Consider the following 11,644-nt stretch of genomic DNA (forward strand, 5'->3'; position numbering starts at 1 on the left):
CTCCTCCCCTGCCTCATCTCCTCACTCCTCCCCTGGTTCAATAATTCGCTGAAAAAGATAACCAGTACCTCGTGCTGTAAGAATCAATTCTGGGTTGCTAGGATCATCTTCTAACTTTGCCCGCAAACGAGATATATGCACATCTACTACGCGGGTATCAACATGGCGCTCTGGTGTGTAACCCCAAACTTCCTGCAAAATTTCCGAACGAGAAAAAGCTTCTCCAGAGCGACTGACTAATAACTCTAATAAGCTGAACTCCATACCTGTCAATCGAATTCGCTCATCGCCTTTGTAGACTTGTCGCTTATTCGTATCGATTTTAATGTTAGCGACATGGATTACCCCAGAACTGGGAATTCCAGAAGCACCGTTCTTGTCTACTCGCCGCAACACTGAGCGAATTCGAGCTTCTAACTCTTTGGGGGAAAATGGTTTAACTACGTAGTCATCAGCACCCAATTCTAGACCAGTGATGCGATCGGCCACGTCCCCCAAAGCTGTTAGCATAATAATGGGGACATCTGATTCTTTTCGTAATTCTTGACATACACCATAGCCGTCTAGCTTTGGCATCATTACATCCAAAACTACCAGGTCAGGATCAGTTTTGCGAAAAATATCTAATGCTTCTTCCCCGTCGCCAGCCGTCACTACATCGTAGCCAATCATTGAAAGGCGCGTTTCCAAAATCCGGCGAATGCTGGCTTCGTCGTCTACCACCAAGATTTTTTCTTTATGGCTTTCCAAGTTTCTCAACGCTCCTTCACGAAAAATTTACATGATTAATTTTTAATACCATAATATTAAGATATCATTCCATGAATTGATTTGGAAAAAGCTCAAAATACTACTATTCTTATTGGTTTTTAGTTTTTTTCCGGAATTAAGTAAATATTAAGATTATTTAATAAGATTTAAGAATGCCAAAGCCAAAAACCTTTTTTGTTTGTAATGAATGTGGAGCAGAATCGCCCCAATGGTTTGGTAAATGTCCAGCTTGTGGCACTTACAATTCTCTAGAAGAACAAATTTCTATTCAATCCTCAGTAGATGTACCGAGTCGGGGGGGAGTGAGTGGTTGGCAATCAACTCAAACCAATGGCAAATCTCAGGCTAAACCAGCTAAAGCACGAGCCTCTTTAACATTTAACCAAATTACCGATCGCCAAATTGCCCGGTGGGAATCTGGTTATGGAGAATTAGATCGAGTGCTTGGGGGCGGAGTTGTCCCTGGCTCTATGGTGCTGATTGGCGGCGATCCAGGTATTGGTAAATCGACTTTATTGTTGCAAGTATCAAATCAATTAGCACAGAAATATCGCATCCTTTACGTAACTGGTGAAGAATCGGGGCAACAGGTAAAATTACGCGCTTCTCGTTTAGGAGTATCAAAAAGCGTAAATGTGGTTAATGATGAGAATACCACTGTGGTAGTAAATGCCACACTTCCCATAGATCCTGACAGTATAGGTGCAGATTTATATGTACTGCCAGAAACAGATTTAGAAGAAATTTTACGGGAAATAGATTCTCTCAAGCCAAACGTGGCGGTGATTGATAGTATCCAAACGGTGTTTTTTCCAGCGCTGACTTCTGCACCAGGTTCGGTAGCTCAGGTACGGGAATGTACAGCAGCATTGATGAAGGTGGCGAAGCACGAAGATGTCACTATGCTGATTGTGGGACACGTTACCAAAGAAGGAGCGATCGCCGGGCCAAAAGTTTTAGAACATTTAGTAGATACGGTGTTGTATTTTGAAGGCGATCGCTTTGCATCTCATCGGTTATTACGGACAGTGAAAAACCGTTTTGGCGCAACTCACGAAATCGGTATCTTTGAAATGGTGACAGATGGACTGCGGGAAGTTGCCAACCCCTCAGAACTATTTTTAGGCAACCGTGACGATCCGGCCCCCGGTACTGCCATTGTCGTTGCTTGCGAAGGGACTCGCCCGATAGTTGTGGAATTGCAAGCTTTAGTGAGTCCCACCAGCTACCCTTCACCCCGTCGTGCTGGTACTGGTGTAGATTACAACCGCTTGGTGCAAATTCTCGCTGTCTTAGAAAAACGAGTGGGAATTCCCATGTCGAAATTGGATTCCTACGTTGCTTCTGCGGGTGGGTTGAATGTGGAAGAACCTGCGGTGGATTTGGGAATTGCGATCGCGATCGTTGCCAGTTTCCGCGATCGCATAGTTGATCCCGGTACAGTATTAATCGGTGAAGTTGGGTTAGGCGGACAAGTGCGATCGGTTTCCCAAATGGAACTGCGCTTGAAGGAAGCAGCTAAATTGGGATTTAAACGAGCGATCGTGCCAAAAGGGACAAAATTTCCCGACTTAAATATTGAGATATTACCAGTATCTAAAGTAATAGATGCGATTATCGCCGCCATCCCCCATCAGGAACTGACAGCTGACGATTTAGAACCCGACGAAGATGAGTAACTACTGGGGACTGGGGATACAACGACTGCGCTCAGTGCATCGCTAGGGACTGGGAAATTGTTTCAAAATTTGGAAGGGGTCAAAGCAAATTCCATAATTTTTACGAGTGAAAACCCAGTTCCCAATCACTAATACTTCGGCTTACCTCGGCTTACTTCGATTACGCTACTTCGGCTGCGCCTTTCGACTGCGCTCAAGACAAGCTCAGTACAAGTCAGTACAAGTCGCTACCTCGGCAACGCTTGGCACAAGTTGGCACAAGTGCGAGCGTACAAGTCCTTACCAAATGTGATTTTACAACAGTTAGCAAATAACCAGCAGGTAAAAGTAATTATTCTCGTCAATGAACCCACAGAAGAAGAACAAGAAGCTACAGAAGCTAAACAAGAAGTTGCTCAAGCCAAACGAAAAGCAGAACAATTAGCAGAACGTTTGCGTCAGTTAGGCGTAAATCCTGATGAACTAGATGAATTATTGTAGCTTCAGTAATATTTTTTGATAGCAGCAGAATTTTCTAATTTTGATGAATCACCTGTACTGAAAAGTTTCATAGCCGATGCCGAAGCAGGTATCTTTTAACAATATTAGCTCTCAGAAAGATTAATTTTTGAGAGCGATGTCTACGACGAGCTGCGCTAACGCATATTCAACACTTGAAATACATATAATAATTTTTTCGCGAAGTCTATAGCAACCTCAGTTTTTCTGAGAAACTATGATATCACGCTACATCCTTACTGTTCAAAGCTCAGTGCCAATTGAATTACTAGAGGTAAAATGTGGTTCATCTGCAAATCCAAAAGGCGATGCCCAGAGCAGTCGCAGAGATTACCGCAGACACTGATTATATTCCGACTGCTAAAATACGTAAGTATGAGTAGTATGATCGAACTACTCAGGTAAAAATTGTCTATTTGGTCACATAAGACCGTCGAAAGATTGTAGAAGAGTGTATTTCCTTGTCTTGACAGTGATGCTAATCTCAATTTTAAGGATGTTATAAGCCAATATCAGCTAGAGTTTCTGACTTTCAGCAAACTGAATAATTTATCAATAATAAAATCGCTAGGAGTGCGATGAGATGTCACAGTCCCCTATGACAAGACCAGAAATAGCTGCTGGAACTCTAATCGATAACCGCTATATTATCCAAAAACTTCTGGGACAGGGAGGATTGGGGCGAACTTACTTGGCCTTTGATACTCGTCGGTTTAATGAAGCTTGTGTTCTCAAGGAGTTTGCGCCCATTGGCACAGGGGAGAGTGGACTGGAACAATATCGCAATTTATTTAAAAGAGAGGCAAAAATTCTTCATCAATTGCAACATCCTCAAATTCCCAAATTTTTGGCTTGCTTTGAAGGAGATGGTCGATTATTCCTAGTACAAGAGTATGTTGACGGTAAAACATATTCTAGGGTGCTAGGAGAACTTCAACGTCAAGGCAGAAACTTTTCTGAAGAGGAAGTTATAGAATGGCTAAAAAATCTGCTGCCTGTTTTGGAATATGTTCACCAGCACAACATCATCCATCGAGACATTTCGCCTGATAATATCATGTTACCTGATGGTAAGGATCTGCCAGTGCTGATTGATTTCGGTGTAGGCAAGCAAATTGCTGACATGAATGAAGGGAGAAGTTCTAACAACCAGGTGACCTTTGTTGGCAAAATGTCCCTTGTCGGCAAAGTGGGGTATGCTCCCCGAGAACAGATTAGCTTGGGTTTATGTTCTCCCTCTAGTGACCTTTATGCTTTGGGAGTAACAGCTATTGTATTACTCACAGGTAGAGATCCATCCTTACTAATGGATCAATATTCCTTAGAATGGAAGTGGCGTTATTATACCTATGTTACTGATGGGTTCGCTCAAGTACTCGATCAGATGTTGGCAGATAGACCTAACAAGCGATACCAAGCAGCGAGTGAAGTTCTTATAGATTTAGAGCGGATTGGAGAACCAGAAGTGGTAATGTCTCCTGTAATCATGCTTGATGATTTGCCCCATACCGTATTTAATCCTGAATTTCAACCTATGTCGGCAATATCGCCGTCATACAACCAACCTGGAGAAACAATTTTAAGTTCACCTACTTCATCGGCTATTCCGCAAATTGGGCGAATCAAAGAACAGCAAGCTTCGCTCCAACCAGCATTTATTAAACATTGTCACCAAGAGTTAGCTTACCACATCGGGCCAATGGCAAATCTCGTTATAGAAGAAATATTAGATCAAAATCCTTACATTTCACCCGATCAATTTATTGAACTCATAGCCAGAGAAATTCCTGACTTTCAAGCAGCTTTTGAATTCAAAAAAAGCTTATTATCATAAATATATAGACTACCTTTCATTTAGAGATAATTTTGAGTTGTTTAACTCATTCTCAGGGTTAAAGTAAAGAGCAACTAAGCGCAGTCAGTTTTGTGGTTGAGTCTAAATTTCCTTTGCCCAACTGAATTACAAATTACCTTAACCTTCTGCTTATCCTATGGGAGACGCTAACGCGAACCAGAGGTAACGCCTTCGGCATAGCTTATCTACTACGAATTATTTTAATCCCCTATACCTCCCTGAGTGCGTTTGATTCTTCTCATTGCCATTTCTAAACTTAACTGCATCCGTTTAAAGGCTTTAGCTAAATTACCGATTTCATCATTAGACATCTGCTCAAATTCAACTTCCATGTGTCCAGTACTAACTTCTTCGGCGATGCGAGTCATGCGTTTGAGAGGCATTACAACTTGTCGATTCAAGAAATAGTTTACTAACAGGATAGTAGCTATAAAAATAGTTGATACAATTAGAATAATTACTAAGGAAGACTGATGGGCTTTGTTGATGACGTTATTCGCTGGTACTGTAATCATCTGAGCACCGACAATTTCATTCAGCTTCCAGCCAAATCCATTGGCTGTACCATAAAGATTAATCATACTTGGAGGTGCAGCTTCGGGTACACTATGACAAACCAAACAACTTTGTTCAGAAATTGGTAAGGGACGAGCAATATAAAAGATATCCCCACCAGGAATTGAGCGAAATCCGCTCAGTTCTTTGAGGTCTGATTTATTTCTGAACCTTTCTACAATTTCTGTCTCAAAAACGTCAGCTTTATCCCGAAGATTTGTGGGATTGAGAGTTGCTTCTTTGTAAAAGAAATCACGGTAGTCTGGTGTTTTACGTAAAATCTCAAATACCTCTCGTGCTGAGTATGCAGGCACACTTTGCGGCAAAAACTCAGTTGCCAATTTATCAGCTAGCTCTGGATTAACTTGAGTATTGGTATATTTACGAATAGAACTCATGGTTTGCATGAGCATAAGACCTGTTGAGCTAATATCTTGTTTAGCATTCTCTCTAAGCAGAGAAGAAAGAGCAAATCCACTCAAGCTCAGACCGAATGTTAGAATTACCAGTAGCAGAATTGTAAACTTTTGTTTCAGCTTCAGATTCTTTAGCATAATTTTACATTACCTACAAGTCAAATTATTATGACCAAATATTGCTAAAGTCATCGTTTACTTTAGCATGAACAATCAAATAAAATTTTGGTGTAAAAGTATAGTTTAGCTAAAACTATTAGGTTATACCCAACTCTATATTAGTAATTATTGAGGTTAATGAAAATGTTCTTTAAGTAAGTAATCCAAAAAGCTACAACAGCAAAACAAAATTGAATTTCCAAAAATTCGTGTTGGCTGTTCTGATACCGTGCCAAAATAAATACCAGGAATTGTCAAATATTACTAATGGTGTGGAATGCAGGAAAGTCTTTATTCGGTGGACGGTACATTATTGAAAGCCAACTAGGTGAAGGCGGAATTGGCATTACTTATCTTGCCAGAAATCAACGGAATCAACTGCGAGTGATTAAAACTCTTAAAGAAGAAATCCTGAATCACCCCGCCTGGATACTCCACCGAAACAAGTTACGGCAAGACTTCCGTGATGAAGCAGTACGGCTGGCTGTGTGTCACCATCCTCATATAGTACAGATAGAAACCATCTTTGATGAGGGAAATTTACCCTGCATGGTGATGGATTACATCGAAGGCGAAGACTTAGGACAGCGCCTAAGACGGATGGGAGTGCTATCAGAAGCAGAAGCGCTACTGTACATCAGGCAAATTGGCGACGCTTTAACGCTAATTCACTCTAAAGGGCTGCTGCATCGGGATCTCAAACCACGTAATATTATGATCCGCATTGATAAATCAGAAGCAGTGCTGATAGATTTTGGCATCGCTAGAGAATTTATTCCCAATATGATCCAAAGGCATACAGTGTATCGTACTCCTGGTTTTGCCCCACCTGAGCAGTATGAATCAGAAGCGCCACGAGGAGAATATATTGATATATACGCCTTAGCTGCTACTTTGTATAATTTGCTTACCGCAGTTATACCGACGAGTGCAGATGATAGACGTCACAATGTTAATTTAGAACCACCACAATATTTTAATCCTAAAATCAGCGAGAGGGTAAATCAGGCTATTATGTGCGGCATGGATTTGGAGTCAACCTATCGTCCCCAGTCTGTGCAGGAGTGGTTGAATTTATTGGATTCTGATACTGGTGGCGATAATATAGCACCAATATCATCTAACTTGGTGATAACGCCTAAACTTAAACCACCTCCACCTGTTGTATTAGATCAACAGAAGTGGCAATGTGTACAGACCCTCAAAGGTCATTCTAGTATGGTTCATGCGATCGCCATTAGCTCAGACGGGCAATTTATTGCTAGCGGCAGTAATGACCATACTATTAAACTTTGGCAACTAGGTACTGGCAAGCTAGTGCGTCAACTAGGTCGTTGGTCTTCTGGTCATTCCAGTATGGTTCATTCCGTCGCCTTTAGCCCAGTCTCCTTAAAGCTTTCTTATCAAAAGGAGTCAGGTAAATCTGCGGGAGTTGCAGAACTGAACTTGGAAATCTTAGCTAGCGCTAGTTGGGATAACACCATCAAATTGTGGGATATAAATACAGGCAAAGAAATTCGTACTCTCACTGGTCATACTAATTGGGTGAATTCCGTTGTTTTTAGTCCAGATGGCAAATTTCTAGCTAGTGGTAGTGTTGACTGCACAATTAAACTGTGGCAAGTACACACAGGTATAGAAACCCAAACTCTCATAGGCCATTCTGACTCAGTTTCGTCAGTTGCCTATTCTCCAACAACGCCTGCAACGAATAGCAAAGATAGACAGCTTGTGGCTAGTGCCAGTACTGATTACACCATTAAATTATGGCAAGTATACACAGGCAGAAACATTTGCACATTATCAGGCCATTCCTTCTTTGTTAACTGTATTGCCTTCAGCAAGGATGGGGAAATTATCGCTAGTGGCAGTGGTGACAACACAATTAAACTGTGGCATGTAAATACAGGCAGAGAAATTCGTACTCTCATTGGTCATTCTGATTCAGTTTGGTCAGTTGCCTTTAGCCATAATGGGCAATTTCTCGCTAGTGGCAGTTGGGACAATACTATTAAACTGTGGCACGTACACAGTGGCAGAGAAATCAGCACGCTTGTAGGGCATTCCAGTTATGTTCGATGCGTCGCCTTCAGTCCCGATGGTCAAACCCTAGTTAGTGGTGGTGATGACGACACTATCAAGATTTGGCGACGGGGATAATAAATAATTCATGGTTAATAATATTTTGCTTAATGTGGTTAGATAGTTTTAAACCTACAGATAGAAATGCGATCGCCCAAAAATTGTGACAATAATGACGACAACCGTTATTTTTGAACAAAAATTAATATTTATGGGCTTTGGTATTGGTGATTTATTTTGGATTTTTCTCCTTCTGACTTCTTTGCAACCCCTTTGGCAAAAACGTCAAATAGAATATCGGCGCTTGCGTGCTTTACAACAATTCCAGCAGGAACGCAAAAGTCGGGTAATTTTGCTGATTCATCGTCAAGAGTCCATTAGCTTCCTGGGAATTCCTTTATCTCGCTACATTACTATCGAAGACTCAGAACAAATATTGCGAGCAATTCGCCTCACACCCCCAGATGTGCCGATTGACTTAATTTTGCATACTCCTGGTGGTTTGGTTTTAGCTACAGAACAAATCGCTAGAGCATTAATTCGCCACCAGGCAAAAGTTACAGTCTTTGTACCTCACTATGCCATGAGTGGCGGTACCATGCTTGCGATCGCCTCTGATGAAATTATTATGGATGCTAACGCTGTTTTAGGGCCAGTTGATCCCCAATTGGGTAACTACCCAGCAGCGAGTATCCTAAAAGTAGTCGAAGATAAACCCATCAGTGAGATTGATGACCAAACTCTAATTATGGCCGACCTCTCACGCAAAGCAATACAGCAGGTACAGAGGTTTGTACGGACTCTGCTAAAAGACAGTATACCTAAACAAAAAGTTTTACCAGAAAATATCGAATCGATTATCGAAGCCTTGACAACCGGCCGCGTCACCCACGACTATCCCATCACTATAGAGGAAGCAACAGAAATGGGGCTGCCCGTAACAGTCGGACTGCCCCATTCTATTTATGATCTCATGGATCAGTACCCACAGCCACAAGGAGGCCGACCCAGCGTCCAGTACATTCCTATGCCTTACAATGACCGCCGTCCAATTCTACCTACACCCAAGGGCAGACCTCTAGAAGAACCAAATCAAATGACTTAAGAGGTTTTGGGATAGGAGTTTTTGGTGGCGATTAGGGTGTAGTTGTTGGTGTAGCTGTCGGTGTAGCTGTCGGTGTAGCTGTCGGTGTAGCTGTCGGTGTAGCGGTCGGCTGACTAAAAACTGTCTTTGCTTCTTCATTCAGCTTTTGGCGGAGTGCTAAATTAGCAATTCCAGTTTCTTGCAACTGATATTTCTTCTGATACTCCTTCACCACTGCTTCCGTGCGGGAATCATAAAAATGATCTCGCGAGAGGGGAGGATTTGGCTTTACCACTGCATTCAAATTTGTGTGCAGAATTTGAATGATGTTAGCAGCAAATTGTTGGGTTTTTGGCCCTGCTATACCATCAACTGGTTTTAGCTTATAACCCGTCTGAAATTCACGAATTGCCTTTTTAGTTTCCTCATCCCTCAAAGCACCATTTGTTACCTTGACGTTATAGCCTAACCCTCGCAACACAGCACGGAATTGCTGGGGGCTATAGCTACGTTGAGAGGCTGCGAAACCTGTGTCTGCAATTACGACGCTAGCCGTTATCAGGCAAGTAACAGCAAAGTTCGCGCTTGATTTTCCAAACCCACACCACATACTTAAAACTCCTTTGAGTTAAATCAGCAGGATTATAAATGTTAACAGCTGCATTTTAAGTTTGTTTAATAACTTTTTTTGTGCTTTTTTAATGTTTTTTGAATAATTTGTGATTTATTTTGTCGAATTTAACTAACTATACAAAAAATAATTTTTGTCATCCATCAAAAGAAGTATCTTATATTAGCAGAGATACAGCATCATTTGAATCAAATCCACCCCTTGAACACTAAATTACAGTAGTGCATACATCTGTCACCTGTGTCAAGCTAGAGCGGGGGCAATTGGAGATGCCGCGCGAACGGAGCGGGTTTTGACCTTTGTTCAAAATTCATTCTGTTAGCGGATAGCTAAGGTTTGGCCCATTCTGGCTCCTGACTCCTGAATTCTGTTTTGACAAATGAAAAAGCTTATATTCCAAATAGGTTATGTGTATAATATATGACAAAGTATGAAAAATCTAAAACCTTATAAGCAGCGAAATCTTTGGTTTAAAAAAATTATGGCAATTACTGCCACCGTAAATTTAGGTTTAGTTTTGTTTAATTTAAGTTACGTACCTTGGCGAGATTTCTACTTGCGTAAACTTCCCCAAATTATTCAGATTTATGACCCAATAAAAGGTATCGAACCCCATCGAGACACAAAAAGTTATCTAGAAACAGTAGATGCATTAGAAGAACAAGTCAGCCAAACAGGGTTAGAGTCTTCTCAGGTAAATAGCAGGCTAATACAAATAAGTCGTCTTAGCAGCGAGATGATTGACAGTAACCCGTTTGCGGGAGTCAATAAGAGTGGGACTCTGGAAAAAATCAAAAAGCGGATGCGATCGCACATTGGTAATGAATCTGCAAAACAGTCCTTTGGCACTTTTTGGAGTCAGCCTTACCTATCACAAAATGGCTGGGATCAACAAATTAGTTTTTTTAACAAGAGCATCCGTCCTTTGATTGCCTCTAACTACTTCCGCCAAATCGGTGAAAATGGCGAATTTATTGATGATTTCTGGATTATTGACTTACCCTTTGTGATTTTATTTGGCGTAGAATTGCTGGGGCGCACTTTCTTAATTAGACGCCGACATCCTGGTTTAAGCTGGTTTGAAGCAGTATTGTGGCGTTGGTACGACCTATTTTTACTACTGCCATTTTGGCGGTGGCTGCGAATTTTACCTGTAGTAGTCCGCCTCGATCAAGCGCAGTTGTTGAATTTGCATCCAGTGCGAAAGCAAATTCATCAGGGGATTGTCGCCAATTTTGCCGAAGAACTCACAGAAGTTGTAGTGGTGAGAGTAATTAACCAGGTTCAGGGTTCAATTCAGAAGGGTGAGTTAACGCGCTGGCTACTGCAACAAGAAAATTTACGTCCCTACATAGATATTAATAATGTGAATGAAGTGGAAGCAATCGCAGGTCTTTTGGTAAAAACAATTGTCTACCAAGTGCTACCCGAAATCCAACCTGCGATCGTAGCTATTTTGCGCCACAACATCGAAACCGTTTTCCATCAAGTGCCCGTCTACCGCAACCTCCAGAACCTCCCTGGCGTAGGACAAGCTCAAACTCAGTTAAGCGAACAACTGGCAACTCAAATCACAACTAATCTTTACAAAACGTTAGTTAGTGCTGTTGAAGACCCTGTTGGCGCAAAACTCACCAGTCAACTAGTAGAAACCTTTAGCAAAGTCTTAGGATCTCAAATAAAGGAAAAACACGTACTCTCAGAAATTCAGAGTTTACTTTTTGACTTCTTAGAGGAAATCAAACTCAACTACATCCAGCGTTTGTCCCAAGAAGACATAGACCAAATTATTGAGCAAACCAGAAAGCTAAGAACACAAGTATCAGTTCCAGCAGTAGTGAAAAGATGAGGAAGCAAAGGGAGCAGGGGGAGCTGGCGTTGCAGGGGAGGCAGGGGGAGAAGAATTATTAAACC

8 protein-coding genes and 1 pseudogene are annotated in these 11,644 nt (G+C 41.6%); 6 read left to right on the forward strand and 3 right to left on the reverse strand.

Annotated features, from left to right (window positions below):
• Positions 1-21: 21 nt before the first annotated feature.
• Positions 22-750 (reverse strand): response regulator transcription factor RpaB, encoded by a 729-nt coding sequence (gene rpaB, locus ACFE90_RS29765; protein WP_100898636.1) that lies wholly within the window; start codon positions 748-750, stop codon positions 22-24.
• A gap of 173 nt (positions 751-923) precedes the next feature.
• Between rpaB and radA the strand changes: the two genes are divergently transcribed.
• The 3 genes from radA (at position 924) to ACFE90_RS29780 (ending at position 4,782) form a co-directional block, all read left to right on the forward strand.
• Positions 924-2,450, forward strand: coding sequence for a DNA repair protein RadA (gene radA / locus ACFE90_RS29770; protein ID WP_375505965.1), 1,527 nt, complete (start codon positions 924-926; stop codon positions 2,448-2,450).
• Positions 2,451-2,711: 261 nt separating this feature from the next.
• Positions 2,712-2,930 carry a hypothetical protein gene (locus tag ACFE90_RS29775; RefSeq protein WP_375505966.1) on the forward strand — a complete coding sequence of 73 codons (219 nt, stop codon included), beginning with the start codon at positions 2,712-2,714 and terminating at the stop codon, positions 2,928-2,930.
• Between the two features lie 601 nt (positions 2,931-3,531).
• Positions 3,532-4,782 carry a protein kinase gene (locus ACFE90_RS29780; RefSeq protein WP_375505967.1) on the forward strand — a complete coding sequence of 417 codons (1,251 nt, stop codon included), beginning with the start codon at positions 3,532-3,534 and terminating at the stop codon, positions 4,780-4,782.
• A gap of 221 nt (positions 4,783-5,003) precedes the next feature.
• Here ACFE90_RS29780 and ACFE90_RS29785 read toward each other — a convergent pair whose 3' ends face one another.
• On the reverse strand, positions 5,004-5,912 hold the full coding sequence (locus tag ACFE90_RS29785) for a DUF3365 domain-containing protein (protein ID WP_375505968.1): 909 nt from the start codon (positions 5,910-5,912) through the stop codon (positions 5,004-5,006).
• A gap of 288 nt (positions 5,913-6,200) precedes the next feature.
• On the opposite strand from ACFE90_RS29785, the gene ACFE90_RS29790 reads away from it, so the two are divergent.
• Positions 6,201-8,093 (forward strand): protein kinase, encoded by a 1,893-nt coding sequence (locus tag ACFE90_RS29790; protein WP_375505969.1) that lies wholly within the window; start codon positions 6,201-6,203, stop codon positions 8,091-8,093.
• 133 nt (positions 8,094-8,226) lie between these two features.
• The gene (locus ACFE90_RS29795; protein WP_375505971.1) at positions 8,227-9,120 is read left to right on the forward strand and encodes a hypothetical protein; all 894 of its coding nucleotides are present in this window, start codon (positions 8,227-8,229) and stop codon (positions 9,118-9,120) included.
• Positions 9,121-9,154: 34 nt separating this feature from the next.
• Here ACFE90_RS29795 and ACFE90_RS29800 read toward each other — a convergent pair.
• Positions 9,155-9,709 (reverse strand): annotated as a pseudogene (locus tag ACFE90_RS29800) (peptidoglycan-binding protein); the annotation flags it as partial.
• A gap of 451 nt (positions 9,710-10,160) precedes the next feature.
• On the opposite strand from ACFE90_RS29800, the gene ACFE90_RS29805 reads away from it, so the two are divergent.
• The gene (locus ACFE90_RS29805; RefSeq protein WP_375505970.1) at positions 10,161-11,579 is read left to right on the forward strand and encodes a hypothetical protein; all 1,419 of its coding nucleotides are present in this window, start codon (positions 10,161-10,163) and stop codon (positions 11,577-11,579) included.
• The last annotated feature ends 65 nt before the right edge of the window (positions 11,580-11,644 follow it).

The sequence above is a fragment of the uncultured Nostoc sp. genome, assembly GCF_964245445.1.
Classification (GTDB): Bacteria; Cyanobacteriota; Cyanobacteriia; order Cyanobacteriales; family Nostocaceae; genus Nostoc.